26 protein-coding genes and 3 pseudogenes are annotated in these 25,967 nt (G+C 52.5%); 13 read left to right on the top strand and 16 right to left on the bottom strand.

Features of this window, described 5'->3' with window-relative positions; all coding sequences use genetic code 11:
• Positions 1–3: 3 nt before the first annotated feature.
• Genes JOE32_RS18265 through JOE32_RS18255 form a run of 3 tightly spaced genes read right to left on the bottom strand, consistent with a single transcriptional unit; the run spans position 4 to position 2,946 of the window.
• Positions 4–471: a DUF1795 domain-containing protein gene (locus JOE32_RS18265; protein ID WP_209987130.1), complete on the bottom strand. Its 468-nt coding sequence runs from the start codon at positions 469–471 to the stop codon at positions 4–6.
• A gap of 34 nt (positions 472–505) precedes the next feature.
• Positions 506–1,084, bottom strand: coding sequence for a hypothetical protein (locus tag JOE32_RS18260; protein ID WP_209987127.1), 579 nt, complete (start codon positions 1,082–1,084; stop codon positions 506–508).
• 11 nt (positions 1,085–1,095) lie between these two features.
• A complete protein-coding gene (locus JOE32_RS18255; protein ID WP_209987125.1) occupies positions 1,096–2,946 on the bottom strand; it encodes a type VI secretion system tip protein TssI/VgrG in 1,851 nt (616 codons plus the stop codon).
• 580 nt (positions 2,947–3,526) lie between these two features.
• Between JOE32_RS18255 and JOE32_RS18250 the strand changes: the two genes are divergently transcribed.
• Genes JOE32_RS18250 through JOE32_RS18240 form a run of 3 tightly spaced genes read left to right on the top strand, consistent with a single transcriptional unit; the run spans position 3,527 to position 5,712 of the window.
• Positions 3,527–4,972, top strand: coding sequence for a polymorphic toxin type 46 domain-containing protein (locus tag JOE32_RS18250; RefSeq protein ID WP_209987122.1), 1,446 nt, complete (start codon positions 3,527–3,529; stop codon positions 4,970–4,972).
• Positions 4,969–5,265, top strand: a complete 297-nt coding sequence (locus tag JOE32_RS18245; protein ID WP_209987119.1) for an immunity protein Tsi6 family protein — start codon at positions 4,969–4,971, stop codon at positions 5,263–5,265. The genes JOE32_RS18250 and JOE32_RS18245 overlap by 4 nt, the downstream gene beginning before the upstream one ends.
• Positions 5,266–5,319: 54 nt before the next feature.
• Positions 5,320–5,712 carry a hypothetical protein gene (locus tag JOE32_RS18240; protein ID WP_245229062.1) on the top strand — a complete coding sequence of 131 codons (393 nt, stop codon included), beginning with the start codon at positions 5,320–5,322 and terminating at the stop codon, positions 5,710–5,712.
• Positions 5,713–6,178: 466 nt separating this feature from the next.
• Here the strand turns inward: JOE32_RS18240 and JOE32_RS18235 are convergent, their stop codons facing one another.
• The 10 genes and pseudogenes from JOE32_RS18235 to JOE32_RS18190 form a co-directional block, all read right to left on the bottom strand.
• Entirely contained in the window at positions 6,179–6,760 is a 582-nt protein-coding gene (locus JOE32_RS18235) for an Imm5 family immunity protein (protein ID WP_209987116.1), read from the bottom strand.
• A 999-nt stretch (positions 6,761–7,759) separates the two neighbouring features.
• A complete protein-coding gene (locus JOE32_RS18230; RefSeq protein ID WP_209987113.1) occupies positions 7,760–8,203 on the bottom strand; it encodes an SMI1/KNR4 family protein in 444 nt (147 codons plus the stop codon).
• A gap of 3 nt (positions 8,204–8,206) precedes the next feature.
• Complete coding sequence (locus JOE32_RS18225) at positions 8,207–9,454, bottom strand: PAAR domain-containing protein (RefSeq protein ID WP_209987110.1); 1,248 nt, start codon at positions 9,452–9,454, stop codon at positions 8,207–8,209.
• Positions 9,451–10,044 (bottom strand): DcrB-related protein, encoded by a 594-nt coding sequence (locus JOE32_RS18220; protein WP_209987107.1) that lies wholly within the window; start codon positions 10,042–10,044, stop codon positions 9,451–9,453. Before JOE32_RS18220 ends, JOE32_RS18225 begins: the two co-directional genes overlap by 4 nt.
• 23 nt (positions 10,045–10,067) lie before the next feature.
• Positions 10,068–11,509 (bottom strand): annotated as a pseudogene (gene tssI / locus JOE32_RS18215) (type VI secretion system tip protein TssI/VgrG); the annotation flags it as partial.
• A gap of 96 nt (positions 11,510–11,605) precedes the next feature.
• Positions 11,606–12,025 carry a hypothetical protein gene (locus JOE32_RS18210; protein ID WP_209987104.1) on the bottom strand — a complete coding sequence of 140 codons (420 nt, stop codon included), beginning with the start codon at positions 12,023–12,025 and terminating at the stop codon, positions 11,606–11,608.
• An 11-nt stretch (positions 12,026–12,036) separates the two neighbouring features.
• On the bottom strand, positions 12,037–13,149 hold the full coding sequence (locus tag JOE32_RS18205) for a PAAR domain-containing protein (protein WP_245229060.1): 1,113 nt from the start codon (positions 13,147–13,149) through the stop codon (positions 12,037–12,039).
• Positions 13,146–13,526: pseudogene (locus tag JOE32_RS18200) on the bottom strand (DcrB-related protein); the annotation flags it as partial. The gene JOE32_RS18205 and the pseudogene JOE32_RS18200, both read right to left, overlap by 4 nt.
• 87 nt (positions 13,527–13,613) lie before the next feature.
• Positions 13,614–14,333 (bottom strand): hypothetical protein, encoded by a 720-nt coding sequence (locus JOE32_RS18195; protein ID WP_209987101.1) that lies wholly within the window; start codon positions 14,331–14,333, stop codon positions 13,614–13,616.
• A gap of 13 nt (positions 14,334–14,346) precedes the next feature.
• Positions 14,347–15,303, bottom strand: coding sequence for a PAAR domain-containing protein (locus tag JOE32_RS18190; protein WP_307497296.1), 957 nt, complete (start codon positions 15,301–15,303; stop codon positions 14,347–14,349).
• Positions 15,304–15,336: 33 nt separating this feature from the next.
• On the opposite strand from JOE32_RS18190, the gene JOE32_RS25050 reads away from it, so the two are divergent.
• The gene (locus tag JOE32_RS25050; RefSeq protein ID WP_245229417.1) at positions 15,337–15,492 is read left to right on the top strand and encodes a hypothetical protein; all 156 of its coding nucleotides are present in this window, start codon (positions 15,337–15,339) and stop codon (positions 15,490–15,492) included.
• 44 nt (positions 15,493–15,536) lie between these two features.
• Here JOE32_RS25050 and JOE32_RS18185 read toward each other — a convergent pair whose 3' ends face one another.
• Positions 15,537–16,127 (bottom strand): DcrB-related protein, encoded by a 591-nt coding sequence (locus JOE32_RS18185; RefSeq protein WP_209987095.1) that lies wholly within the window; start codon positions 16,125–16,127, stop codon positions 15,537–15,539.
• A 16-nt stretch (positions 16,128–16,143) separates the two neighbouring features.
• The gene (gene tssI, locus JOE32_RS18180) at positions 16,144–17,985 is read right to left on the bottom strand and encodes a type VI secretion system tip protein VgrG (protein WP_209987093.1); all 1,842 of its coding nucleotides are present in this window, start codon (positions 17,983–17,985) and stop codon (positions 16,144–16,146) included.
• Positions 17,986–18,173: 188 nt separating this feature from the next.
• Here tssI (JOE32_RS18180) and JOE32_RS18175 point away from each other — a divergent pair, with 188 nt between their 5' ends.
• Together JOE32_RS18175 and JOE32_RS18170 are read left to right on the top strand one after the other, a co-directional pair.
• A complete protein-coding gene (locus JOE32_RS18175) occupies positions 18,174–19,184 on the top strand; it encodes a hypothetical protein (RefSeq protein ID WP_209987089.1) in 1,011 nt (336 codons plus the stop codon).
• 88 nt (positions 19,185–19,272) lie between these two features.
• Entirely contained in the window at positions 19,273–19,749 is a 477-nt protein-coding gene (locus JOE32_RS18170; RefSeq protein WP_245229338.1) for a hypothetical protein, read from the top strand.
• A gap of 730 nt (positions 19,750–20,479) precedes the next feature.
• Here JOE32_RS18170 and JOE32_RS18165 read toward each other — a convergent pair.
• A pseudogene (locus JOE32_RS18165) lies at positions 20,480–20,740 on the bottom strand (IS630 family transposase); the annotation flags it as partial.
• A 66-nt stretch (positions 20,741–20,806) separates the two neighbouring features.
• Between JOE32_RS18165 and JOE32_RS18160 the strand changes: the two are divergent.
• From JOE32_RS18160 to tssC, 7 genes are all read left to right on the top strand, one after another.
• Positions 20,807–21,151 (top strand): hypothetical protein, encoded by a 345-nt coding sequence (locus tag JOE32_RS18160; protein WP_245229059.1) that lies wholly within the window; start codon positions 20,807–20,809, stop codon positions 21,149–21,151.
• Positions 21,152–21,354: 203 nt separating this feature from the next.
• A complete protein-coding gene (locus JOE32_RS18155) occupies positions 21,355–21,651 on the top strand; it encodes a hypothetical protein (RefSeq protein WP_209987086.1) in 297 nt (98 codons plus the stop codon).
• Positions 21,648–21,968, top strand: a complete 321-nt coding sequence (locus tag JOE32_RS18150) for a hypothetical protein (protein ID WP_209987084.1) — start codon at positions 21,648–21,650, stop codon at positions 21,966–21,968. Before JOE32_RS18155 ends, JOE32_RS18150 begins: the two co-directional genes overlap by 4 nt.
• Before the next feature lie 199 nt (positions 21,969–22,167).
• The gene (locus tag JOE32_RS18145) at positions 22,168–22,596 is read left to right on the top strand and encodes a DUF2628 domain-containing protein (RefSeq protein ID WP_209987082.1); all 429 of its coding nucleotides are present in this window, start codon (positions 22,168–22,170) and stop codon (positions 22,594–22,596) included.
• Positions 22,597–23,099: 503 nt separating this feature from the next.
• On the top strand, positions 23,100–23,849 hold the full coding sequence (locus JOE32_RS18140; RefSeq protein ID WP_209987079.1) for a hypothetical protein: 750 nt from the start codon (positions 23,100–23,102) through the stop codon (positions 23,847–23,849).
• A 66-nt stretch (positions 23,850–23,915) separates the two neighbouring features.
• Positions 23,916–24,449, top strand: coding sequence for a type VI secretion system contractile sheath small subunit (gene tssB / locus JOE32_RS18135; RefSeq protein WP_209987076.1), 534 nt, complete (start codon positions 23,916–23,918; stop codon positions 24,447–24,449).
• Between the two features lie 14 nt (positions 24,450–24,463).
• Positions 24,464–25,966: a type VI secretion system contractile sheath large subunit gene (tssC, locus tag JOE32_RS18130; protein WP_209987073.1), complete on the top strand. Its 1,503-nt coding sequence runs from the start codon at positions 24,464–24,466 to the stop codon at positions 25,964–25,966.
• Position 25,967: the final 1 nt, after the last annotated feature.

Genomic DNA, 25,967 nt, shown 5'->3' with positions numbered 1-25,967 from the left:
GCGTTACTCCTGCTGGCCGGAGTCGGTCTGGGTCACGTCTGGTTGACGCGGCTGGAAGCTGGCGAGCAGGTTGATCCAGTCCTGGTTTTGCTCGTTGCTGAAGTCCGCTGGCGCGGTGGTCGAGAAGATGATCGCGCGGCTGGGCTCAATCAAGAAGGCTGCCTGGCGCTGGTAGAACGGCCGTCCCTCGGTCATGTAATAGGCGTCGATCTGTACTCCGTCTATAGGGGCCGAGGTGGAAAGCGAAACGCTCTTTGTGCCGAGAACCGTGTAGCCACGCAGTTTGGAAGCCAGCATTTTGATTTGGCGATCAACGTACGCTTTAAGAGCTTCAGCGGGCAGCAATACATCTCTGGAAATCGTGATACTCAGCGGGGCGGGCACGCTCGCACCCAATACAAACATGTTCACCGTGCGGTCTTGAAAACCTGTCGGCAGCACGATACTTCCTTCCTGCAACTCGTAATCCATTTGAAATAAATTCCTGAAATCAACAAAAAGGGTTTTAGCGCGAGGCAAGACCATCAAGCATGCTGTCAAAGTCGATCAGCCATCGGCTGAGGCATGGCTTGGTGGGGTCAATCACGCAGGAAATACTCAACCACTGCCGCTCATCGCCCCCGTCCAAAGGCACAATGGCACCGACAAAGCGTCCATGGCGCTCGTCCTGGCCCGAAGTGAAATGGAAGTCCAGCGACTTTGCCGCATTGCCGGCCACGTTACGATCAGACTCACGAATGATCCGTAACTGCGGATAAATTTTGTATAACGGTTGCATCGCCCCATCCAGAAGCTGCTGCAGTGTCTGGCCCTCATGTACGTCACGGCGTTTGATCGTCAGCACGATGGACTCACCCTCGTGCTCAAGGGTGGTGTGGATGTCGCGGAAGCGAAAACCCGGCGCAAATGCCAGGTTAAAGCCGCCAAAGCTGAAACTGCTTGGCGTCTCCTGCAGGGCCATAACGGGCTCTGGAACAGGCTCAGGTTCGGGTTGAACAATAGGCGAAGCCTGTTTCTCGCGGTCAGCCTGTTCGAGCGCCAAGCGCTTTTCGGAAATACGGTCGTAAATGCTCGTGCGGACCATGCTCGAATCCCTTACTTGTTGATATCGACCCGATCACCCTGAATGAAGGTGTTTTTGCCAAGAATATCGATGGCATTGCCTTTGATCTCGATACCGTCCGGCGTCAGCGTGATGCTACTGTCACCCACCTGCAGAATGATGTGCTGCTTGGCATTGACCTGGATGAACTGGTTGTCGACCTGAATCGTCAGCGACCCTTCCTGCACGTTCATCACCGTGTCTTTCTTGATCGTTTCGGTGTGTGTACCACCTACTGTGATCGTGCGGTTGCTACCAACACTGTGGCTCTCATCAACCTCGATTTCGGTGTCCAGGTTGCGCTCGGCGTGCATGATGATCTGCTCGGCGCCGGCCTTGTCTTCGAAGCGGAAAAAGTTGGCGGTGCCGCCATCGCCCTTGGTCGACCGCGTTAAAAAACCACTCTGCGTCTTGTTCGCCGGCAACGACCATGGCGGTGTGTTCTGGCTGTTGTACAGGCTGCCCATGACCAAAGGTCGGTCGGGATTGCCGTCGAGGAACACCACCACCACTTCGTCGCCGACTCGCGGGATCTGGATGCTGCCGAAGCCACCGCTCGCGCCGGTTTGGGCGACGCGGACCCAGCAAGAGCTTTTGTCGTTGTGTTCGCCCTTACGGTCCCAGTGAAACTGCACTTTTACCCGGCCCAGTTCGTCGGTGAAGATTTCCTCACCCGCAGGCCCCACGATGATCGCCGTCTGTGGACCGGAAATGGTTGGGCGTGGCGTGGTGAGTTGCGGGCGGAAGACTATCTTTTTGCGCACGCAGGCGAAGGTGTTGAAGTAGCTCGCCTGGTGCCCATTGAGGTAATTGTTGTGGCCTTCGCTTTCGACGCTCATCAGCAGGAACTGGCGGTCGTCGGGTGAGCCCTGATCGTGGTCGTAATGCTGCAAAAGTTCGAACGTGTAGCCCGGTTTCATCGCCCGGCAGTTGCTCGCGCCCTGGAAGCTTTTGCCTTTGAGTTCCAATGCTTCGACACGCAAGCGCACCAGCGCTTCGCCTTCGTCGTAAGTGCCGTGGGTGTATTGACCAGGGAAGTCATATATCTCGAAATCATCCACATCGCCTTGCTTGTTCAGGCTCTTCATCGCCACTGGCAGGCGGTTGCCGGGTTGGCGATAGTCGAAGGTCTGAACGGCGATCTTGCCGGACTGCAACTGGCGGTTTCCGCTCCACTGGGTGATGGAGTCGGCCGTCTCGGTAACAGAGGCGGTGTGGAAACGAATTTGAGGTTGTTCCGGCAACGGCACCAGGGTGGTGGAGTCGTCGCAGATGATCATGGTGTGGGTTTCGGCGGTGTGCTCGAAGTAGTAGAACATCCCCTCCTCTTCCAACAGGCGCTGGACGAAGTTGAAGTCGCTTTCACGGTACTGGGTGATGTAGGTGTAGCGCTTCTGCGGGCGGGTCAGACGGAACTCGTGGCGAGAAAACGCCGTGCACAGCGCAAACACCTGAGTGACGACTTCTTCGACGGTATTGCCCTGAAAGACCCGCGTATCAAAGCGATTCTTGAGCATCGAGAACCACGGGTTCATCGTTGCGGTATAACGCGCCATTCCGCCGTCACTGCCAATGCTGGCAAAACGTGTGAGGTAGCCTGCGATATAGCGCGGCGCACCCTCGGCCAGCTCGATCTCGATGACCACGTGTTGGCCCATCATGGACTTCAGTTCAACACCGGAGTCCTGGCACACCAGTAGCAGTTCGAAGTTATAGGCACGCGACAGACCTTCCACGCCCTTGAAAGACTCAAGCAGTAACTCTTGCTCAGGATTGGCAAGGTTCTTGAACTTGAAAAGGCGCCGGTTCTGGGTCGAAAGCAACCCGGCAAGGTCCGTCAACATGTGTATCTCCCTGGAAGCATGATAGTAAGCGACTGCCGGTACTCGGCAACTGCTGGTTACGAACAGACAACTGGGTTATGCCCAAGCGCAGCTCCACCCAGGCTACAAAGATGGCCAAACGGCCATCACTGGATGGATAACCAACGCGCTATCACTCTGGACGGTCGGACCACAGCGCCAGGTAAAAGTGCCGATTTTATGAGCGTGGGAAAGGAGACACCGATGGGTATCGTCGTGTCAACCCGAGGTATTTTTTTTGAGAAGGGCGTAACGTGAAGCGGCTCATCGCTTACAAAATTATTCAGAGCTTGTTTTTGATGAGGGGATAACACGCAAACCCGCGCAACACCCAGTACAGAGCTGTCTCAGCCGCAAATAAATAGCAGATAGAGCCCTTATGCCATCATTGCAGAAACGTGCTCCTATAAGAAGAATGCCCGCGTGGTGAAATTTCGCTGGCATACTGAGATTAGAGATTGCGGCCAATGGCCACCCATTATCCGGATGAGCTAACTCGGCGCCTCTGCTTCGAAAGAGACTTTTTCGCATTCGCATCCCATACAAGGACAGTGACGTGTAAATGGACCTTTTAGCCAATATCCCCAGTTGGGACGACATCGAGCGAAACCTCGATCAGAAATTCGGTGAGCTGAACCAGGGTGTCAATGAGGGCTTGCAGAGCGCCAACGACAGCTGGAATGGCTTCACGCGGCGCGTCGGTGATGGAGCCAGCCACGCCTATGGCTACATGGGCGGCAACCGGATTGATAACGTCCGCCACGCCATGACGTTGTCCTACCCGATTATCCAGTCAGACCTGAAACGCAAGTGGGCCTCGATCGAAATCGAGCAGATCCTTCCTGTGCTGCTGCAACTGGTCAAGGAAGTGTCGATGATCCTTGGCGCCAGTGTGGCTGTCGGCACCATCGCCGGTGGCGCTGCGGGAGCGTTTGCGTTTGGTGTCGGCGCTGCCCCTGGCGCGGTAGCCGGGGCAGGTATAGGTTTGCAGGTCGGCAATCTGATCCTGATGGCACTGGGCTTGTCGGCCATCGCTGAGTATTTTTATCAGGGCTTGCCCGCCTGCCTCTCCACGCTGCAGGAAGGCCTTGCCACAGCGTGGCATGCAGAGGACGGCGTCAAACCGTCCGGGCTCGACCCGTCAGGCGGCTCCGCAGCACAAGTGCAAGAGCGCACCGAACGTGCGGCGCGGCAACTGGCACGCGGGCAGGAGCAACTGGTATTGCTGTTGCTGACGGCTATTGTGACCTACCTGACCCGTGGGCAGATCAAGTCCGGGGTCATGACCAGCATGGACAGCATCGCGGCGCGAAGTGCCAAGTTGCAGGCGGAGATTTCGAACAAGCAGTTTGCCACCTGGCTGGCGAGGAATGAGCAGAAGATGCTGGCGCAGCCGGAATTGCAGGTGAAGGATCCCGCACCGCTGAAACGTGCAGAACCAGAGCCCGCGCCGCTCCGCGACCAACCCGCTGCCAAACCGGCCGCAGAACCTGTGACCGACCTAGCGTCACGCCGGGATTATTTGAACAAGAAGTTTGGGCGAACAGGCGATCTCGTCCAGGACATCAATATTCGCGGTAACCAGGAAACAGCCGCCAATTTCTTCAAGTCCCAGGGATACAAACCAGCGGACTACGAGGGCTACATGAACGGACTGGACTTCACGAAGCCTGTCAGCGTCGAGACAATCAACAGTGGCAAGAAACTCTGGCAATTCCAGGTGCCAGGAGGCAGACAGGGCATGTGGTATTCTCCGACCCCCGATATCGTTCCTTCCCAACTGGGTATCAACCCTCTGGGTCAGATCTATAAAACCGAAACTGTCGTGCCGAAAATTGTCAACGTTTATCAAACCACCGAAAAAGTCACGCTGCTACGAAGCACGTCTGCCCCCGTGCTCGACAACTGGTCTGTCCCCTCACAACCGTTTGATGCGATTGGCGGAGCCCGACAAATGACCTCTGGACAGCGAGAACTTTTCAAGCTCATCACTCCGGGTAACCCATGAAATTAGCAACTCCCCTCGCTTATGTTCAAAAAGCCATTGAGCTGACGGCGGACCGCCGTAACGCATGCCCACAATTTCCGGTCTACGACCTGCTTCTCAAACAACTGGACTATGTGAAAGCGGTTTTTGACGGCTCAGAAACCGACAAATCCAGGCTGCATCAGCTCAGCATCGGCGCAATTGCGTCGAAGGAGTTCGAAGAGAATGATCCGGAGCTGGCAAGAGCATTGAAGGATGCTTACTACGTTGCTATTCAATCGGCTCGCGGGTTGAAAATACAGCTTCCTGATTGACCTCGCGAGCCAGAGAAGGCAGGAGCGAATCACTGAAAACAAGGAGAGTAGATTTTGAATAGATTCCATCTGGCCACCGCATGCTGCACAGCTGTTTTGTTCTCGGGCGCGCTTCAGGCGCAAGACAGTGAAGAAGCCCTGAAAAGTGTTATCGCTAAACAGCAGCAGCAACTCCCCATCATGCTGGACCCAGCGACGCGCGTAGACGCTATCACCTACGCGAATCACACCGTGCGCTACACCATCACCCTCAGTGGCTATCAAGGCCAGCCCGGCGAACAGGCGTATTACCATAGCTTCCTGACCCAACAGATCGACAAATCGCTGTGCGGCCAAACGGCCTACTTGCTCATGCTGGCGCTTGGCAACAACATCACTTACCAGTATGTGAGCTCAACGGCTGCCCCCATCACTGAAATCACCCTGGCGCCAGACCACTGCAACTAAGAAATCTCCGAACAATGCCCCCATATGTGCTGAAGGCGCATGACCAGCTAACCCGAGCCAACCATGAGCCAGATGAGCTTTTCCGACTGAGAGTACGCCGGCGAGCACAAGCAGACCCGTCGCGAACGCTTCCTCGCCGAGATGAATCAGGTCGTGCCCTAGACGGGTCTGCTGGGCTTGATCGAGCCTTTCTACCCCAAGGCCGTCGGCGGTTGCTGCTCAGGGATTACTCACCCTACCCTAAACTTCTAGTCTCTGGTTCGACATAGCAGCTAATTTGGGTAAAAGATGAAAGAGTTGCTGCGCAACGGTTTCAAGATCAGCGTCGTGCTCAACCTGGGAGCGGCCCACCACGAGAGAGAGGGCTGGGACCGATGTCGTGTATAGGTCGCACATAAGATTTTGGAAGCTGGCAGCTCAACAAAACTCATAAGAATCACGCACTGCCTATATCAGTTGTACCGAACTAAAGCACTTGCCGAACTGCATCTGTCAGATACCATTGCCAAAATTTTCGGCGTGACTCAGGGTCACCGTTTTCTGCCAGACCTCCGGCGAACGCTGATGCCACCAGATAACTAGGCTCAAACGCTGCGGGATCTAGATCCCGATCACTTCGTCGACCTGCTGGGTCAAAATCATATTCGCTTGCAGCTGTGATCACAGTATTCGCAGCTGCATGCCCAACAAACATCGCAGGATATTCATTAAATGAATAACTTTGATCCTCAACTACCGCCACATAAAATTTATCCCGCACACTCATAGCTTTTTCTTCGGGAATTACTCCATTTGCCAGAGCGAGAGCCATCGACAATATACTGGATAGCTCTTCAATATCCCCAAATTTTTTAACCCAAAAAGATGAACCATATTCTACGCAAATAATATCGAGCTTTGTAAGAGTGAGGCGCCGCTCTTCTTCAGATTGATCCTCGGTGATCGTCTCCCAAAGAAGCTTTCTTAATGGTAATAGTAACTCCCCGGATGCAGCCGCCGTTACCTCACTCAACAAAGCTTTAATCAGTGCTAAAGACTTCTCGTTCATTCTGACCTCAATATCCTATTGTTAGTGCCATCAGGCATTGAAATTTAAAATAACCTTTAGCAAAGCAAAATTTTGCACTCTTAAAATGCAGAGCTTTTTGAAGGTTCTTTTGGTAGTCATACGTGCTTGTTTAGATATGCCTTTCGGCAGGTCCATAATCGAAAAAATTAGACTACATTTTTCATAAAAATAATTTTGATTTTAATTATTCAAAATACTTCCTGAAGAATTGTAATTTGCGGAGTGTAACTATCAATAAAACCAATATAAAGCTTACTATCTCGTTCTTACCAAGAGTTATTTTCCTACCAATGCTCTCTGAGCATTCTTGCTGGCTCAGCACCGAGCGAACTTAAAACTTTTGGCGTGTGGTACACGATCAACAGGCTTTATTTAAATCCACAATAGAAAAAATTTAATTAACCTGCCTCTTCACCCTAATCAAACTTTCTCAATACCATAGCAACCATAAACTCTAGCAGCTCATCAAAGCCTTGAATTCCTCAATGATATTATCAAAGGTTTTACGCCAAGCTTGGCAATTACCATTTTTTAGCTCCAACACATACTTATCTTGCCCGCCATCACCGAAAACCAAAAATTTTTAATCTCCTCCAACTTCGCTGATAAAATATTCATCTCGAAAAATGCGAGAGCTTTTCGTGTACTGACACTTATTGGTAATCTACGAGTTGAGTACGAAAACATGCCCTCAACGGCAAACCCGTTGTGCAACCTTAGAAAATTAATATAATCCAAGGTGAATACCGGGCCAATGCTGACGAGCATAAAGATAAGAAACTTGAAGCACCAACATAGTCAATGCCTCGGGAAAAAAAGCAGTTTTCTTCGCTCTTACTTTACGAATTAGTAGTAATTCATCATTAACGATAGAGCTCATATCATACCTCACAGCATTGGCACTTGTGAGCCAGCAACTACTACTCCTAGCCTTCAATGCCAATTCAAACTTTCACCCTACAGCTAGCAGTTGAGCCTTTATTCACTCTCCTCCTCATCTAAGAGGTAAGCAAAAAAGCTTGAGTAGTCATCCCAAAGATCAGGTTTATTTGAGAAAACCATAGTATTTAAATTCTCAACTTCAACTGCATCGCACCAAATTACAGCTGGGCGCCCAAATACATTCAACACAATAATACTTCCGGATGGCTCTGCCAAAACAACAAACTTCTCATCCAGACCAATCGCCCCTCTAATTCTTATTGTTTCTTGAGTAATGTTCGTCGCCTCACTAGTGCTTGCGATTTCATAATGACTTATCCCCCCAAGTAAACCGCCACTGTAAAAATTCGCGATTTCTTTGAAGTCCTCAGGAAAGTTCACACCCAAACTTTGTTCTATTTTCTCAAGCTCAGCGTTAGAACATCCCTCAACTCCGTAAAGGGATGTGTATGTATCTCTCAACCTCTTAATATCACTCATCGTTTACTCCGCGTCATTATTTGCTCGCCACTTCCAATACTCACGAGTATCCACATCGAATTTCTTTCGATCCGGTTGCAACGTCGGGTGCGGCTTACTCCGCCCATATTGACTATGCAGAATATCTTGACCTGGCTTTCCTACACCATGATAACGTGTACTTCCCTCCACTAGCGGCCCTGGCGATTTTTGCCCGATATGGTGAAGAGTCGCAAAATTACCATCAGGCAATTGTGGAGACAATCCTTTTGATGCAGCCTCTAAGTTAGTTTTACCTATAAATCGCTTATCACCGGAGGTCCGAATTTGGTTCCAGTTAACATCCTCCCTCTGAAAGACCTTATAATTCAACTTCGTACCAGACGGTCGAGTTGCGCTCCAGTTCACAGGATCTTTACTGAAAAACTTAGCCTTACGACCATAATCAACAGGCCTGAGGCTAGTGCCTTTCCCTGAGAGGGTTTTCGGAACAATCTTCACATTCCCAAGATTCGACCCCAACCCCTGGACCTTAACCTCATACCGCGCATCAAACCACTTACCACCCTTCGCACCCAACCCGCCCCCCAGCAGCGCACCGCCAAAGGCCATCAACTTCTGACCATCAGAGCCTTCACCAAACAGCTTGCCGCCTGCCCAGTTACCTCCAAGGCCACCTGCAATACCGCCCACCAGCCCGACAATCACAACGACCGGGCTGGCCAGCACAAAGGCGCTGCCCAACCCCACCACCAACACTGCCCGCTCCAGCCAACCCGGCACCTCTGGGCTAATGATGTCTGTTGTTTCGATGCCGCCCCCGATAAACACGTTGCCGGACCCAGCGTTGATCTTGGCATCACACACCGTTCTGTCACCCACGCGAGCCGCGGGCAGGCCGTTGATGTAAACCGAATCACTGCCCTGAGCCAAAGTCTGCGGTGTGGAAGCATGGTTATCACATACGGCAGTATCCACATGCGCCCTGGCTGCCGGCTTGCCATTGGTAAAGACATTCGCGGAGCCGGTCTTGATGTGCCCGGTATCGTGGCAGGCAAATGAAAGGCTCCCCAGCAATTGCCCTATCCCAGCGCCAGTGGCAGCGCCCGCGCCGACCATCGCACACAAGGCCACCGCGCCGAGCCCGCCGGTGCCAACGATGGCGATTCCCACCAACACCGCACCTGCGCCAATTGCAAGTCCAGCCAGCAGGCCTCCCAGCGCACTGGAGTGTTCAATCGGGTCGTCAACGCGAGCCGCTGCTTCGCTCATGAGAGCAGGTCCTGGTCGCCGCTCTCCTCCTCGTCTGTCGCGGGTGGGTGACGCAGTTCCAGCGTGTGCACCAGGGCGTCAAACTGAGCACGCTCCTCAAACGTCATGCCTTTGGGATTGTTGCTGGTGCCGGTGATCTGCATGAGCAACGGCTGCAGGTGTTCATCGTGATGCAGAAAAATCAATTGCAGTTGATGAACCGGTTGCCCCTGCTGTCGCCAGCGAAACTCCACCCGACGCGCGTCAACTCCCGCGACCTCGGTAGGGGTTACAGGCTCGATCCACTCAAGATGCGTCAGTGACTTTTTAAGTTCTCCGAGAAGTTGCTGCGCAACGGCTTCAAGATCAGCGTTGTGCTCAACCTGGGAGCGGCCCACCACGAGAGAGAAAGGGCTGGGGCCGATATCAGTGAGGGTGAATACGTGAAAAGTTTTGTCCTTGAAGCCAGGCGACCGTACAAAGCTCAGTTCATTGGTATGGAAGCGCTCGGGAGGCGGGGGTACAGCATCAGCAATAGCCTGTTCCACACGAGCCGCCTCCTCCTCACGGAGACGGCGTTCAGAGAGACGGTCATAGATATTACGTCGCATACGGCTGTTCCTTGTCCGTCGAGCTAGTTAAGGTTGATTTTGGTGCTGCCAAGCGCATCAATGGTCACGCCGCTCAGCGTAATAGTGCCGTCAGACTTCATAACCAGTTTGCTGGCACCGACTTCGAGTGTGATTGAGGTCGCTGAGGTGATCTTCACCTCGCCGCTATCTACCGTGACGTAGTAAGACCCTTCCGTCACCGCGATGCTCGTTTCCAGTTTGATCGTTTCTGTATGCTTGCCGTCGACTTTCAACTCACGGTTACCGCCAACGGTGTGGCTTTCGTCAGCTTCAATCTCGGTGTCCAGATTACGCTCGGCATGAAGGCTGACTTGCTCGGCACCGGCCTTGTCTTCAAAGCGAAAGAAGTTGGCATTGGCGCCCTTGCCTTTCATCGACCGCGTTAGAAAACCACTCTGCGTCTTGTTCGCCGGCAACGACCAGGGCGGGGTGTTCTGGCTGTTGTACAGGCTGCCCATGACCAAAGGTCGGTCGGGATTACCGTCGAGGAACACCACCACCACTTCGTCGCCGACTCGCGGGATCTGGATGCTGCCGAAACCACCGCTGGCGCCGGATTGGGCGACGCGGACCCAGCAGGAGCTTTTGTCGTTGTGTTCGCCCTTACGGTCCCAGTGAAACTGCACTTTCACTCGACCCAGTTCATCGGTGAAGATTTCCTCACCCGCAGGCCCCACGATGATCGCCGTCTGTGGGCCGGAAATGGTTGGGCGTGGCGTGGTGAGTTGCGGGCGGAAGACTATCTTTTTGCGCACGCAGGCGAAGGTGTTGAAGTAGCTCGCCTGGTGCCCATTGAGGTAATTGTTGTGGCCTTCGCTTTCGACGCTCATCAGCAGGAACTGGCGGTCGTCGGGTGAGCCCTGATCGTGGTCGTAATGCTGCAAAAGTTCGAACGTGTAGCCCGGTTTCATCGCCCGGCAGTTGCTCGCGCCCTGGAAGCTTTTGCCTTTGAGTTCCAATGCTTCGACACGCAAGCGCACCAGCGCTTCGCCTTCGTCGTAAGTACCGTGAGTGTACTGGCCAGGGAAGTCATAGATTTCAAAATCATCGACATCACCCTGCTTATTCAGACTCTTCATGGCGACCGGCAGACGGTTGGCAGGCTGGCGGTAATCGAAGGTCTGGACCGCAATTTTGCCGGATTGCAATTTGCGGTTTCCGCTCCATTGGGTAATGGCGTCGGCCGTCTCTGTGACCGAAGCGGTGTGGAAGCGTATTTGCGGCTGTTCGGGTAACGGCGCCAGCGTGGTGGAGTCGTCGCAGATAATCATGGTGTGACTGTCTGCGGTGTGCTCGAAGTAGTAAAACATCCCCTCCTCTTCCAGCAGGCGCTGGACGAAGTTGAAGTCGCTCTCCCGATACTGAGTGATGTAGGTGTAGCGCTTTTGTGGGCGGGTCAGGCGGAACTCGTGGAAGGAGAAGGATGGCACAGTGCGAACACTTGGAAATGCAACCTATGCCTACCAACGTCTGCTGTAATATAAAAAATAAGCAGCGCGCATAAATTCCTTACATCCAGCTCATCAACTTACTCCGCCTTTCATACGAACTCCTCTAAATCGGCGTTATCTATACCAAACCCTCTCAACAGGTTTAACGCCATGACTGACACAACAAGCCGGTAGTCATCAGCCAATCCAAAATCATCGAGACCTGCCTTCCCTCCAATTTTAAGCCAAACGAATTTTGGTAATGTAATATCTGGATTTATCTCCTCAAACTCGTCAGACTTAGTTATAAGTACGTCTTCAAAAAACACACCTGACAAACGATATTCGCCAATTGCTATCGCCAAGCTATCACTCACTATAAAGCAAGGAAAGCTCTCTAATAAAGCGTCACCTAGCCAACCCTCAAATCGATATTCTAAGGCGGTGACTTTTGGAGGATGAACACTAGTATCCATAACGGTACTATCTCCCAAACCACCTGCGACTTCCGGCTCAATATAATAGTACATATATTCCTCCGTTAAATTTTAATCGGCGGAGCAAACTGCGAGCCGATCATATTATCAATTTCAGTCGCTTTATCCAATAGCTGTTGCTTGGTCGCAGAAGGTGTTTCGCGATAAAACTTATTCCACTCTTTGCGAATAAAACTCAGATGGAGTTCGGAATTTTGTTCCTTTGGAATTCCTCGGAGATTTTCAAGCGAATGAAGCTCCTCATTTTTCACTACGCCGGGGTACCGCTTTTGAACCTGCTGCTCGACAGCATGGTGGACCACTACCTTCCCTTTTTGGCTGGGATTAGCTTCAAAAAAAGTTGCTTTATAATCGTCTGAAGTCGCCTTGCCAAAGGTAGCCTTTGGAGTTTTAGGAACAATCTTCACATTCCCAAGATTCGACCCAAGCCCCTGCACCTTGATCTCATACCGCGCATCAAACCACTTCCCGCCTTTTGCACCCAAGCCACCGCCCAGCAGCGCACCACCAAGGGCCATCAGTTTCTGGCCGTTAGAACCGTCGCCGAACAGTTTGCCGCCTGCCCAGTTACCACCCAGCCCGCCAGCAATGCCGCCGACCAGCCCTGCGATTACAATCACCGGGCTGGCCAGTACAAAGGCACTCGCCAATCCCAAACCCAATACAGCCCACTCGAGCAACGCTGGAACTTCGGGACTTATCTCATCGGTGGTTTCGGTCTCGCCACCTATCCAGACATTGCCCGATCCGGAACTGATCCTGGCATCGCAGACTGTCCGGTCATCCACTCGGGCAGCCGGCATATTGTTGATGTAAACCGTACTGCTGCCCTGTGCGAGCGTCTTTGGCCCAGGGCCATGGTCATCGCATTTAGCCGTATCGACGTGCGCCCTCGCGGCTGGCTTGCCATTGATATGCACGTTGCCAGAGCCGGTGAGGATATGCCCTGTTTCATGATTGCAATACGACAGGCTACCAATGACCTGGCCGATACCCGCGCCTGCGGCAGCGGATGCACCGATGATGGCAACCGCGGCCAACCCACCGGTACCCACGATGAGCGCAGCACCTATCGCACCTACCGCCAGCCCCGCGAGCAACCCGGTTAGTGACCCTGTGTGCTCAATGGGATCACCTACCCGTGCCGCGTGACTCATGCGGGCCTTTCCGACTCGTCGTCGACGGGAGGCTCTCTCAGTTCCAAGGTATCGACCACTGAATAGAAGGCAGCACGCTCTTGCAGTGTCATGCCTTTCGGGTCGTTACTGGTGCCAGTGATCTGCATCAACAGCGGGTGTTGATGCTCGTCCTGATGCAAAAAAAGAAGCTGAAGTTGATGGACCGGCTGCCCTTGTTGTCGCCACTTGAACTCAACGCGCCGAGCCTCAACGCCTGCAACCTCTGCCGGACAAAGGGGCTCGACCCATTCCAGATGTGAGAGCGCTTTTTGCAAGTCAGCCAGTAGCTGCTGGGACATGGTTTCAAGGTCCACATCGCCATCAATGGGGGTGCGACCGATCACGACCGACAAGGGATGATCTTCGTTTTAGTGAATCTCCAGCTTGCAGCCCAGCACGTCCGCTGAAAGTGCAACTAACCATCCTGCCCTCCTAATCCCAATCTAGCCTTCAGCAAACTCAGACAATTTTTGCAAAAGCTTGGGAAGGTCCATGCTATCCTCATCCGTTCTATTTCTGATTAGTGTGTAAACATCCTTCCTTGGCGATAGCACCTCAAGGACTTCACCTTTATAATTAGTTACTTCGATAAACCCATTTACCACCCCATTCAAATTCTCAACTTCAGAAATAAAGGTTGGGAATTTTAGAAGCGCACCGTTTTCATACGTACCACTGCCTGTTTTCGGGTTGTCAAAATAAACTTTTAGTTTTGGACAAGCACTTCGTTTCCAACGAAAGACCGGAATCATTCGAGTCATCATTTCTTTAAATTCGGATTCAGTTTCGTCTCCCGAAAACTCGCTTCGGTAAATAGGAACACAAAGAAATAGTTTCCCGCGCTTAGGTTCTAGCCTTCCCTTCAAGCTAGCATGATACGTGCAGGGAACAGCAATGGCGTGAGTAAAGCCATACTCGTTCCCTGCCAACTTGTAGATATTTGGCTTCGAAGGTGAAAGCAGTGATGGTGCTTGATCTAAAACCTCCGCAGCAAATTCCCTATCATCAACATCTTCCGAGACATTCAAAACATCTCGATCACTAGAGCTTTTGAGGCAGTAATTGTAAGTGACTTTTGGAAGTTTATGTTGAAAAAAATAATGACCGCCGCTTCCTTCATCAACAACAGCGAAGCTCTCCATCAAATCTTGCTTTGTAAACATTTCACACCCTTCCTTAATCATAGTTAGGGCCTACATCCTGACGATACCTAATACCGTCAGCAGCCATTTTTGCCCCATCAGAACTATTTGCAGAACGAAGCCTAATGCTCATATTATCTGTATTGTTATAAAATTCATTGCGAGATGCGCGGGACGAATTATAACCTTGCTCATTCCAATGTTCAACTACCGCCTTATTATGTTCAATCGTAATCCTAGGATCAGTTCTAGGTACTACATCGAGGTCAGCTGTTAAAATTTTCCCCGCATCTGGCCCCTCTTTAATAGTATTAGCATCTAAAACCTTGTCTTTGATACCTGCTCGATAACCACTTGGATATTGAGATTTACGATTAAACTGAATCGGATTTTCAGAGCTTTTAAGGAAGCGCCCATCAGGACCGCGTGTTGGGGGGACCGCGAGAGGATCTTGAGGCGGCCTCGGAACAATCTTCACATTCCCAAGATTCGACCCAAGCCCCTGCACCTTGATCTCATACCGCGCATCAAACCACTTCCCGCCTTTTGCACCCAAGCCACCGCCCAGCAGCGCACCACCAAGGGCCATCAGTTTCTGGCCGTTAGAACCGTCGCCGAACAGTTTGCCGCCTGCCCAGTTACCACCCAGCCCGCCAGCAATGCCGCCGACCAGCCCTGCGATTACAATCACCGGGCTGGCCAGTACAAAGGCACTCGCCAATCCCAAACCCAATACAGCCCACTCGAGCAACGCTGGAACTTCGGGACTTATCTCATCGGTGGTTTCGGTCTCGCCACCTATCCAGACATTGCCCGATCCGGAACTGATCCTGGCATCGCAGACTGTCCGGTCATCCACTCGGGCAGCCGGCATATTGTTGATGTAAACCGTACTGCTGCCCTGTGCGAGCGTCTTTGGCCCAGGGCCATGGTCATCGCATTTAGCCGTATCGACGTGCGCCCTCGCGGCTGGCTTGCCATTGATATGCACGTTGCCAGAGCCGGTGAGGATATGCCCTGTTTCATGATTGCAATACGACAGGCTACCAATGACCTGGCCGATACCCGCGCCTGCGGCAGCGGATGCACCGATGATGGCAACCGCGGCCAACCCACCGGTACCCACGATGAGCGCAGCACCTATCGCACCTACCGCCAGCCCCGCGAGCAACCCGGTTAGTGACCCTGTGTGCTCAATGGGATCACCTACCCGTGCCGCGTGACTCATGCGGGCCTTTCCGACTCGTCGTCGACGGGAGGCTCTCTCAGTTCCAAGGTATCGACCACTGAATAGAAGGCAGCACGCTCTTGCAGTGTCATGCCTTTCGGGTCGTTACTGGTGCCAGTGATCTGCATCAACAGCGGGTGTTGATGCTCGTCCTGATGCAAAAAAAGAAGCTGAAGTTGATGGACCGGCTGCCCTTGTTGTCGCCACTTGAACTCAACGCGCCGAGCCTCAACGCCTGCAACCTCTGCCGGACAAAGGGGCTCGACCCATTCCAGATGTGAGAGCGCTTTTTGCAAGTCAGCCAGTAGCTGCTGGGACATGGTTTCAAGGTCCACATCGCCATCAATGGGGGTGCGACCGATCACGACCGACAAGGGGCTTGGCCCAATATCGGTCAGGGTAAAAACATGGAAGGTCTTGTCTTTGAAGCTCGACGGCCGAACGAAGCTCAGCTCGTTGGTATGGAAGCGCTCAGGAGGTGGCGGAATCAGCGCAGCAATACGCTCCTGCTCCAGCCTCTGCGCTTCGATATGCTTCTCTTCACGAATTCGCGCCTCGGAAATACGATCATAAATGCTTCTACGCATGGGCTTTCCCTGTCCGTCAGCTTAGTTTGTTCAGGTTGATGATGGTTTTGCCTTCCACATCCACCACGGTGCCGGACAAGGTTATGGTCCCATCCGAATGCATGACCAACTTGCTAGCCCCCACTTCCAGCGTGATGGAGGTCGCCGCTTTGATCTTCACCTCGCCTTGATCAACGGTAACGAAATAAGAACCCTCTTCTACCGCGATACTGGTTTCGAGCTTGATGGTTTCGGAGTGCTTGCCTTCGACCTTGATGGTGCGATTACCACCGACCGTATGGCTTTCATCCGCCTCAATATCGGTATCCAGATTGCGCTCGGCATGGAGGCTGACTTGTTCCTCCCCCGTCTTGTCTTCAAAACGGAAGAAGTTAGCGTTAGAGCCTTTGCCTTTGATCGACCGGGTGAGGAAACCACTCTGCGTCTTGTTCGCCGGCAACGACCAGGGCGGGGTGTTCTGACTGTTGTACAGGCTGCCCATTACCAAAGGTCGGTCGGGGTTGCCGTCGAGGAAAACCACCACGACTTCGTCGCCGACTCGCGGGATCTGGATGCTGCCAAAACCGCCGCTCGCGCCGGATTGGGCGACGCGGACCCAGCAAGAGCTTTTGTCGTCATGCTCACCGTAACGGTCCCAATGGAACTGGACTTTTACCCGGCCGAGTTCGTCGGTGTAGATTTCTTCGCCCTTGGGACCCACAACGATGGCGGTTTGCGGGCCACTGATAACCGCACGAGGGGTGCTCATCGGTGGTTTGAAAGGAATCTTGCGTCGAATGCAAATAAATTGATTCTGGTAAAATGCTTTGTCCGATCCAGAATAGTTATTACGTCCGAATTGCTTAACGCTCAAGAGAAGAAACTGTCGATCCTCAAGCGCACCGCTGTCGTGATCGTAGTGTTGAATCAACTCAAAATAGTAGCCGGGCTGCATGGCGCGACAATTACTTTTACCTTGAAACGTTTTGCCCTGAACCTCCATAGCTTCCAGCCGATTACGAGCAATCTGCTCACCATGTTTGGGGTCAGAGTAGCCGTATAGACCTTCGTACTCGAAGACCTCGTACTGCCCAACGTCTCCTTGTTTCGATACAGTTTCGAGCTGCACCTGGTTGGGAAAATTTGGCTGTTTGTAATCAAACGACTTTAATGAAAGCCGGGTGGAGTGAAAGGTGCGTTGGGAGGACCATTCCGTAATGGAGTCGGACTCCTCTGTCACCGAAGCGGTGTGAAAACGTATAGTCGGCTGATTTGGCAGCGGGGCCGCGTCAAGGCTGTCATCAAAGATCACCATACGATGGCCGTCTCTGCTGTGTTCAAAGTTGAAAAACAGACCTTCCTGCTGTAGGAGCCTTAATACAAAATTAAGATCGGACTCTTGATATTGCGTGCAGTAACTAATCGGCTTTAGCGGACGACTTAACCTGAACTCGTAACTCGCAAGACTAAGATAATATGCAAATACTTCCTTTATAATCTCTTCGACGGTCTTATCATGAAATATACGAGAATCACGACGACGGCTTAAGATCCACAGCCAAGGAACAACGATAGCCACATAATTTGCAACGCCAGCATTGGCACCAACGTGGTTAAAGTGAGAGCAATGCCCACTGATCACTTTAGTACTGCCGTCGGCCAAAGTAATACCGATTGAAACTTTCTTACCTATGAGCTTTTTAAGCTCGATTGTCGCATCGCTGGACAATAGCTGAAGCTCGTACTCAAACAGCGTCGACAATCCCTCCTCACCACTGAAGCTCTCCAGCACCAACTCCTGCTCAGGGGGCAATGGCGAGTCGAACGTGATGAGCCTGCTATTCTGGACGTTGATCTGTTCGAGGAGGTCGGAAATCATTGACTGCATCCTGCAAAATTAGAGCTTAAATGGACGATGAAAAACCCTTTGTAGCTACCTTGTCAAGCGAGAGCGGACCCCGCCGCGATGGCAATATGCCTGTTTGATTTTATTTTGCTCTCAGTGCACTCTTGCCCGCGCATGTGCTGCAGCGCAGAGCGAGCAGCATCAGAGACAGGGAGTACATCATGAGCTTGAGCGATACCCAGCTCAACAAACTTGATCGAGACATGGACAACAACCAGCAGGAAATGGTCGTTTTGAGCATGGAGCACTCATACGCCCTGATAGCCGAACACAATACGTCGTTCGGTGCTGGCACGCAGCCTCCGCTTATTTGTGCCAGAACCCAGCCGGGCATGCTCGACGGCCTCTGGGGCGGCACACAATCTATCTACAATGCGACGATACACACCGCAGTCAACACGACGTGGGCAACATCAACAGCCCTTGGCGCTTACGATGCTTACAACATCACCCGATTACTTCGCGATATCGGAGGGCTTGGAACCAAAATCCGGATTTCTGTTAAAAACGGCAAGCAATTCGTAATTTTGACCGGTTATCCAGGCTTGCGGCGTCGTCTAAACGGAACCCGTTATGGGATTCGTAACGCCGAATTGGTTGAAGTGGGAATAGGTAAGTATGGTATTCGGGGTTCCTCGGTAGCCGGGTTCAAGCTCTCGTGTTATGTAGCAGTCGGTATCGAAGTTTTGGAATGGATATTCAACGACGAAGCAGTGATGTCGGATCTGTTTGCAGGTGTAGGTGTTGAGCTGATAAAGGCGGGTATCGCCTCTGCGGTTGGCTATGCTGCTGCAATGGCGGCAGGGGCTCTCCTAACAGCGGCCGCGGCTCCCGTTATAGCCGGAGCAATAATTGTATTCGCAGTCGCCATCGGGCTGAATATTTTAGATAATAAATATGATATAAAAAACAGCGTGAAAGCCGGCATGCGTTATGCCGTGGATAACATACAGCTCTTGCATGAGCGGATAACAAAAATTAGTACAAAGGACCTGCAGCGATACACCGAAAATATAGCGGCTCACGTCGTACAGGGCATTCTTGATCAAGCATACGACGAAACCAAATCCTGGATCTTGCGAAAAATTCAGCCCGGTGATCTTCCGCTGCCCAATTGGCCAAAAAGCCCTAGGTTGCCCAATCTCTCTGATTTCAAGCTTCCCAAGTTTTAGGCCCAACATGAAAAACAATTCAAATACGACCACGCACTTTATGTCATCGCTAGGCTTTCGATTCGGCGCAGCAGCCTTTGGTTTTTTAATGTTTGCTGTTGGCCTCTTTTCACTGTATTGGCTCTGGGCGCATATTGTACCGATCTATGGCCGAATTTACCGAGGCGCGCCGATCGTTGAAACACCCTACCTGGCATTCTGTTTGTTAATGGCCCCTCCGGCTGTACTGGTTTTTGTAATTGCGGCTTCAGTCTGTGCCTGGACGGGAAAGAAATTTGACCCACCCAACCATTCATTTTTATTTCGCTTTCAAAACCTGATGTTCTCCACCTCTATTAAAACAATAATTTATGCCGTTCCAGCCATGATGATCATCACGACAGCAATATTGTTGCTCCGGGATTACTCACCTTGCCCGAAACTTCTCATCTCAGGCTCGGCCTGGCAGCTATTTTGGGTAAAAGACGAAAGGGCATGTTTTAAGCCTACTCGCTATATTAACGACAACTGGCCTTGTAAGATAATCGGAGATCAGGAGGTCTGCTTTCGCCCAGACGGAAAATAGTTTAGAAAATAGCGCTACGCACCGAGCAAATGGCGACTTGTAGCCGTTCCGTGGAAAGTTAATCGGAGTATCCCTAAGTTTTAGGCCAGCAGATGAAAAATTCAAGCGCCGTTGCACAGCCCTTATCATCGATGACGCTCAGACTTATCGCGGCCCTTATTGTTTTATTTATGTCTGTCATTGGCGTATTTTCGCTGTATTGGATCTGGGAGCACGTGATACCCATCTATGGACGCATTTATCGGGGTGCACCCATTGTAGAGACACCTTATTTGGCATTCTGTTTACTGATGGCCCCACCAGCCGCGCTGATCTCCGTTGTAGGTGCCTCAATTTGTGTGTGGACCGGAAAAAAATTTGATCCCCCGAAAAATTCTTTTTTATACCGTTTTCAATCCCTAATGATTTATCTGTCCATCAAGACAGTAGTGTATGCCGTACCTACCATCATGATTATCACGACGTCGGTGTTGCTGCTTCGGAATTACTCACCCTGCCCGAAGCTTCTAATCTCTGGTTCGGCATGGCAGCTATTTTGGGTAAACGATGAAAGAGCATGTTTTAAACCCACTCGCTATATAAATGATAACTGGCCTTGCAAGATGATCGGAGACCAAGAGGTTTGCTTTCGCTCAGACGGAAGATAGATACGCTACCCCTTCTAAGGAGAGAATGGTAAAGAAGGTTGTGAGTCCATTGCCTCGCGAGCGCGCTGAATCTTGCTCAACATTTACTCACCTTTTGCATTTCAGATGTATCGCACAGATTGCGCATGTCGCAGGGCAAGGAATACGGTGATTGCAGTTTCCAGTTCACGCACCGAACTGTAACTGCCCTGATGCAAATAAACCGTGATATCTCGAAAAAAGCGCTAAACCCTGTTCATCCACAAACTAGAGGTCGGCGTGAAATGCATTTGGAAACGTTTGTGCTTCTCCAGCCACGCCATCACTTTCGGATGCTTGTGGGTGAAGTAGGAGCAGAGAATTATTACTCAGTATGAACTCCTGGAACGGTTGCCAACCTGCGCATTTAATAACTCAGTAAGATCAGGTCAATGACTAAAAAATACACTCTAGTGAACGGAACACTCACTGTAGGCGGCGCAATAGTTAAGCTCCCCTACACAGCAGTTGAGGGACTTACCTACAACGGCTTGGTAATCGTAAAAGTTGAGCCTCCAGCAAGGATCATATTTAACAGAAATATTTTCGGCGTTCTAGATCATGGCGAGATCCTTTGGCAAATTGAGGAAAGCCCACATGGCACGCAGATGGACAAGCCCTATATAGACATATTCATCGATCCCAGCGGAGAACTCATTGCTGCAAACTGGAACGGAGTTAGCTATGCCGTCGATCCGGCTAGTGGAAAAATCTCGATAAAATCGTTTGACAAGTAATTCAGAATAGATCTTTTTTATTATTGAGATAGACCAAAGCCCATCGTCAGGGCGATCTACCCATAACCATCGCTTATGAACGCTAGCCAATCTGTGCGCGGGTTGAAGATACAGCTGCCGGATTGAAGTTTGGGGCGGAAAAGGCTCCTGAGGACGGTGCCCCTATGGTAAAACCATCGAGTTATCGAACGGAGTCGACTGCAATGGCAAACCTCGCCGAAATCACGACACTCATGGCACGCCTCTCACAGCTGCTAAGCCTCGGCGGCAGAGAAGACTGGGCTGCCAGCGTTGATGCGTTTCGGGCGAAGCTGCCGCATGATACCGCCTACACGCTGTCCAGAATCGTTGCGCTTTATGGCGGAATGGGGTCAATCAATGACATCGTCCTGTATCGCAACGGGCAACCATTAATTGCCGAAAACAATGAGTTGGCCGCCCTGCGCTCTGTACTCTACGAGAGTTGTGTTGGTTGCCCGTCCCAAAGGGAAACCCCATGACCCCCAAAACCCTGAAAGAAAAATCCCTCAGCCTTCGCGCCGAGATAGACACTCTGGTGGCCACCGTCCCCGCCGCCGCAACTATGCGCCAGGCACTTGCTTCACTGATGACGCAGGCCGAGCAGGGTCACGTCCACGCACCTATGGCGTGGCGGGATATTCCCGGTTGGTATCTCTTCACCGAGGCGGGCCTGCAACAGTATTCGGACCTGGAGCGCGCCTTCGGTGAATTTCGCATTGAGTTAACCGGTGGCGTGTCGCTGACGCTGCAACGACTCAAGGAATCGATGGGTGAAGAGCCAAAATACGAGAAATAACGCAGCTCACTTCAGATAAGTGCCATCATCTGCCTAATATCCAGTCTTCATTTGGACGAGCACAGGTTTTGAGCGCTCAGCCGCATCAACAGGCGAGCGCATTGACGGCTGATACCGAGCCAGCCTCGTCCACATTGTTTAAAACGCTGAGCAGGATTTTCTGAAGAAGCACACATCACTAATACACAAGGACGCAATGATGAGCACTACGGAACAGCTGCAAGTACCGAGTACACACAAACCTAAATGGCAAGAGCGCTTCGATTTTTTTGACACCTATGGCGCACCGAACGACCCGCGCTATAAGCCTGCCCTCAAGGCGTTGCCGACCTTCGGCAAAAAGGTTCTGATCAACGCAAATGTCATTGCCTTCTTCTTTGGCCCTATCTATCTGTTCGTGCTGGGCCTGTGGAAGAAAAACCTGGCGTTGATCGGCATCATGTTTGCCGTCTATGCGTTGATATCGATCGTCCTGGCCATACTGGGCATGGAGTTCCCACGTGCGCTCGACAACGGCATCGGCTTCGGATTTTCGTTCCTGTACGCGATCCTCACTAACTACGCGTACTACCTCAAAGAGGTGAAGGGCGAACAGGGCTGGAATCCGTTCAAGGGTATGCGCTTCTAAGCAGCGATAAAGCCTTAGCCCCCCCCGTCCGCATGGCGGGGGTGCCATCATCCACTGCCAATGCTCACAGCTCCTCACCCATCCGGCTGTCATTCGAAATCAGAAAAACACGACTGTCTTCGCATTTTTCTACTTCATTTGAAAAGAATAACCCTACAGAAATCGGAATCCTCCCCTTGATTTCCGGGGTTTTACAGTTTCTTAAGACCTACACTCCGAAAAAAGTGGCTCAAAGCCATTATTGCTACTTATAGCAGAAACAAGAAAATATACCTGCTCATGGAACTAAACCGGGTGAGCGGTTGCCATAACGCACAAATGATGGCTTATGAATATCAACGCGCCAGCATCTTCGTTATCGTAGACTGTCAGGCGCGCCTAGAATGGCGCCGCGGTTCGCCAACGGCACGACGTGAACCGGCTTGCAGTCGAGAATTTCGTAACTCATGTCCTCCCCGACGATCACGACGGGATGCAGAGATGAGTTCAAGGACGATGTACTGATGACTCAGACCTTTGATGTTGAAGCACTGATAAAGCTGCGCAGCCAGACCCGGGCGATTTCTGACGTGCTCAAATCCCAGGCGTCCGACTATCTGTCGACGCTGGCTTTATTGATTCGCCCGCAAACCTTTTTCGGCGAATACCTGCAAGGCGCCCAGCGCAGCAGCGGGCGCGAAACGCAGCATCACTTCAAAGAGCTCAAGGCGCTGTACGACCGCATTGGTTCGGCGGCGCCCTTTCAACTGGTCAATGAGCTGGAAGTCCCGCTCAATCTCATCAGCACCACACCTCAATTGTTTGCGCTGGAGTACGACAAGGTCCTGTCGGACAGCGGGCAGACCATCCGCATCACCAGCCCCGTGCGCTGGGTGGTGGGTTTCAGTTCGTTCGACCTTGCGCACTTTCGCCAGATCATCAAAGACCCCAATCGCAGTAACGCCGAGCTGTACCGCTACGTGGTGCATTACCTGGTGCTGTTCTATTGCCTGAGCAAATCGCCCGGCTTGAGCCGCTTGATGGGCGGTTTGCGGTTTCCGCTGAGCTTCGAGCGCTTGAAGGATTTTGGCGAGCTGCCGTTCTGCATCATCAGTTCGCCGGTGCGTTCTGCGCTGCCGGACGACACCGTTATCCGCAATAGCACACAGATTGCCGGCAACACCACCTTCGAAGAGCTGGTGGGACGCGAAAATATTTTGGAAATGGATGATGAGATCCGTCAGCGCCTGCTGCTGACGGTCGATGGACTGTAACGCTCTCGGCCAATAATCGCCGAGGCGAAAATAACTTTCAGCGAGTTGCTCGCACAGGAGATCACGATGGCGAAGAAGGAAAGTACCCAGCATAAACTCGACCGCGTTCGTGCGCCCCGAGTCCACATCACCTACGACGTGGACATTGGCGACGCGCAGGAAAAGAAAGAGCTGCCCTTTGTCGTCGGCGTGCTGGGCGATTTCTCCGGCAATCCGCTTGAGCCTTTGCCCAAGCTCAAGGATCGCAAGTTCATCTTCATCGACCGCGACAACTTCAACGGTGTGCTCAAAGGCATCAAGCCGCGCCTGACCTATCGCGTCGACAACACGCTGGTCAAAAACGGCACCCAATTGGGCGTGGAGCTGAACTTCAACACCCTGGAAGATTTCGAGCCACAGAACGTGGTTCGCCAGGTGGAGCCGCTGCGCAAACTGCTGGAAGTGCGTAACAAGCTGGCTGACCTGCGCAACAAAATGGGCGGCAACGACAAACTCGAAGAACTGCTGATGGACGTGCTGCAGAACACCGAGAAGCTGAAAACCCTGGGCAAGGAATTTGGCCGCGAAGGCGCCGTTCCCTCCACCGACCCTAAAGCGTAAGCAGGAGCCTGATGATGACCGACAAGCAACCCGTGACTCAGCAGGACAACGAACTGGTGGAAGTGGAAAACTTCGCTCCGCAGTCGTCTCTTCTGGACAGCATCATTTCCGAAAGCCGCGTGGCACGCTCCGAAACCGAGCGCACCCGCACCCGTGACCTGATCGGTGAACTGGTCGGGCAGGTCCTGGAAGGCGAAATGACGCCAAGCAAGGACCTGATCGCCGTGCTCGACGCGCGCATTGCGGAAATCGACGCGATGCTCTCCGAGCAAATGAATGAAATCATGCACGCCCGCGAATTCCAGGCTCTGGAAGCTTCGTGGCGCGGCCTGAAATACCAGGTTGACCAGACCGAGACCAGCACCACGCTGAAAATCCAGTTGCTCAACGCCTCGAAAAAAGACCTGGTGCGCGACCTCAAGGCCTCGTCCGAATTCGACCAGAGCGCGCTGTTCAAGAAGATCTACGAAGAAGAATACGGCACCTTCGGCGGCGCGCCGTTCGGCATGCTGCTGGGCGACTACGAGTTCAACCGCAGCCCGGAAGACATGTACCTGCTCGAAGAGATCTCCCACGTTGCCGCCGCCGCACACGCCCCGTTCATCTCGGCGGCGTCGCCTGAGCTGTTCGGTTGGGACTCCTTCACCGACATGTCCGGCCCGCGTGACCTGGCGAAGATCTTCGACACCGTCGAATACGCCAAGTGGAAGTCGTTCCGCGCCTCCGAAGATTCGCGTTACGTTGGCCTGACCCTGCCTCACGTGCTCGGTCGCCTGCCGTACGGCCCGGATACCACGCCGGTGGAAGAATTCAACTTCGTCGAAAGCGTCGATGGTCGCGACCACAACAAATACCTGTGGATGAACGCGGCCTACGCGCTGGGCACTCGTGTCACCGACGCGTTCTCGCGCTACGGCTGGTGCGTGGCGATTCGCGGCGTGGAAGGCGGTGGCCTGGTTGAAGGTCTGCCCACCCACACCTTCAGCACCGACGATGGCGAAATCGCGCTCAAATGCCCGACTGAAATCGCAATCACCGACCGCCGTGAAAAAGAGCTGTCGGACCTGGGTTTCATCCCCCTGGTGCACTGCAAAGGCACCGACTACGCCGCGTTCTTCGGCACCCAGTCGGCGCAGAAGCAGAAGCATTACAACACCGACATTGCCAACGCCAACGCACGTCTGTCGGCGCAGTTGCAGTACATCTTCGCCACCTCGCGTATCGCTCACTACATGAAGGCGATCATGCGCGACAAGATCGGTAGCTTCGCCTCGCGCAAAGACGTCGAGCTGTTCCTCAACAAATGGCTGTCCAGCTATGTGCTGCTCGATGACACCGCAGGCCAGGAAGCCAAGGCCAAGTTCCCGCTGCGCGAAGCCCGTGCCGAAGTGTTTGAAGTACCGGGCAAGCCGGGGGTCTACAAGGCCGTGACGTACCTGCGTCCGCACTACCAATTGGACGAACTGACTGCATCGCTGCGCCTGGTCGCAGAACTGCCAGCTTCGACGCGCGGTTAAT

The organism is Pseudomonas sp. PvP025 (assembly GCF_017832155.1).
In the GTDB taxonomy this organism is placed as follows: Bacteria; Pseudomonadota; Gammaproteobacteria; order Pseudomonadales; family Pseudomonadaceae; genus Aquipseudomonas.
Note: the sequence above shows the minus strand (reverse complement) of the source record. Positions and strands in the feature narration are given on the sequence as shown.

What these genes read in the sequence shown, in the direction of transcription:
- JOE32_RS18260 (WP_209987127.1), bottom strand. Translation starts at nt 1,084, where the DNA reads ATGGTCCGCACGAGCATTTACGACCGTATTTCCGAAAAGCGCTTGGCG.
- JOE32_RS18245 (WP_209987119.1), top strand. Translation starts at nt 4,969, where the DNA reads ATGAAATTAGCAACTCCCCTCGCTTATGTTCAAAAAGCCATTGAGCTG.
- JOE32_RS18220 (WP_209987107.1), bottom strand. Translation starts at nt 10,044, where the DNA reads ATGCGACGTAATATCTATGACCGTCTCTCTGAACGCCGTCTCCGTGAG.
- JOE32_RS18140 (WP_209987079.1), top strand. Translation starts at nt 23,100, where the DNA reads ATGACTCAGACCTTTGATGTTGAAGCACTGATAAAGCTGCGCAGCCAG.
- JOE32_RS18145 (WP_209987082.1), top strand. Translation starts at nt 22,168, where the DNA reads ATGAGCACTACGGAACAGCTGCAAGTACCGAGTACACACAAACCTAAA.
- JOE32_RS18230 (WP_209987113.1), bottom strand. Translation starts at nt 8,203, where the DNA reads ATGAGTGATATTAAGAGGTTGAGAGATACATACACATCCCTTTACGGA.
- JOE32_RS18265 (WP_209987130.1), bottom strand. Translation starts at nt 471, where the DNA reads ATGGATTACGAGTTGCAGGAAGGAAGTATCGTGCTGCCGACAGGTTTT.
- JOE32_RS18195 (WP_209987101.1), bottom strand. Translation starts at nt 14,333, where the DNA reads ATGTTTACAAAGCAAGATTTGATGGAGAGCTTCGCTGTTGTTGATGAA.
- JOE32_RS18170 (WP_245229338.1), top strand. Translation starts at nt 19,273, where the DNA reads ATGTTTGCTGTTGGCCTCTTTTCACTGTATTGGCTCTGGGCGCATATT.
- JOE32_RS18155 (WP_209987086.1), top strand. Translation starts at nt 21,355, where the DNA reads ATGGCAAACCTCGCCGAAATCACGACACTCATGGCACGCCTCTCACAG.
- JOE32_RS18150 (WP_209987084.1), top strand. Translation starts at nt 21,648, where the DNA reads ATGACCCCCAAAACCCTGAAAGAAAAATCCCTCAGCCTTCGCGCCGAG.
- JOE32_RS25050 (WP_245229417.1), top strand. Translation starts at nt 15,337, where the DNA reads ATGATTGCAATACGACAGGCTACCAATGACCTGGCCGATACCCGCGCC.
- JOE32_RS18255 (WP_209987125.1), bottom strand. Translation starts at nt 2,946, where the DNA reads ATGTTGACGGACCTTGCCGGGTTGCTTTCGACCCAGAACCGGCGCCTT.
- JOE32_RS18175 (WP_209987089.1), top strand. Translation starts at nt 18,174, where the DNA reads ATGAGCTTGAGCGATACCCAGCTCAACAAACTTGATCGAGACATGGAC.
- JOE32_RS18210 (WP_209987104.1), bottom strand. Translation starts at nt 12,025, where the DNA reads ATGTACTATTATATTGAGCCGGAAGTCGCAGGTGGTTTGGGAGATAGT.
- JOE32_RS18225 (WP_209987110.1), bottom strand. Translation starts at nt 9,454, where the DNA reads ATGAGCGAAGCAGCGGCTCGCGTTGACGACCCGATTGAACACTCCAGT.
- tssI (WP_209987093.1), bottom strand. Translation starts at nt 17,985, where the DNA reads ATGATTTCCGACCTCCTCGAACAGATCAACGTCCAGAATAGCAGGCTC.
- JOE32_RS18185 (WP_209987095.1), bottom strand. Translation starts at nt 16,127, where the DNA reads ATGCGTAGAAGCATTTATGATCGTATTTCCGAGGCGCGAATTCGTGAA.
- tssC (WP_209987073.1), top strand. Translation starts at nt 24,464, where the DNA reads ATGACCGACAAGCAACCCGTGACTCAGCAGGACAACGAACTGGTGGAA.
- JOE32_RS18160 (WP_245229059.1), top strand. Translation starts at nt 20,807, where the DNA reads ATGACTAAAAAATACACTCTAGTGAACGGAACACTCACTGTAGGCGGC.
- tssB (WP_209987076.1), top strand. Translation starts at nt 23,916, where the DNA reads ATGGCGAAGAAGGAAAGTACCCAGCATAAACTCGACCGCGTTCGTGCG.
- JOE32_RS18205 (WP_245229060.1), bottom strand. Translation starts at nt 13,149, where the DNA reads ATGAGTCACGCGGCACGGGTAGGTGATCCCATTGAGCACACAGGGTCA.
- JOE32_RS18235 (WP_209987116.1), bottom strand. Translation starts at nt 6,760, where the DNA reads ATGAACGAGAAGTCTTTAGCACTGATTAAAGCTTTGTTGAGTGAGGTA.
- JOE32_RS18250 (WP_209987122.1), top strand. Translation starts at nt 3,527, where the DNA reads ATGGACCTTTTAGCCAATATCCCCAGTTGGGACGACATCGAGCGAAAC.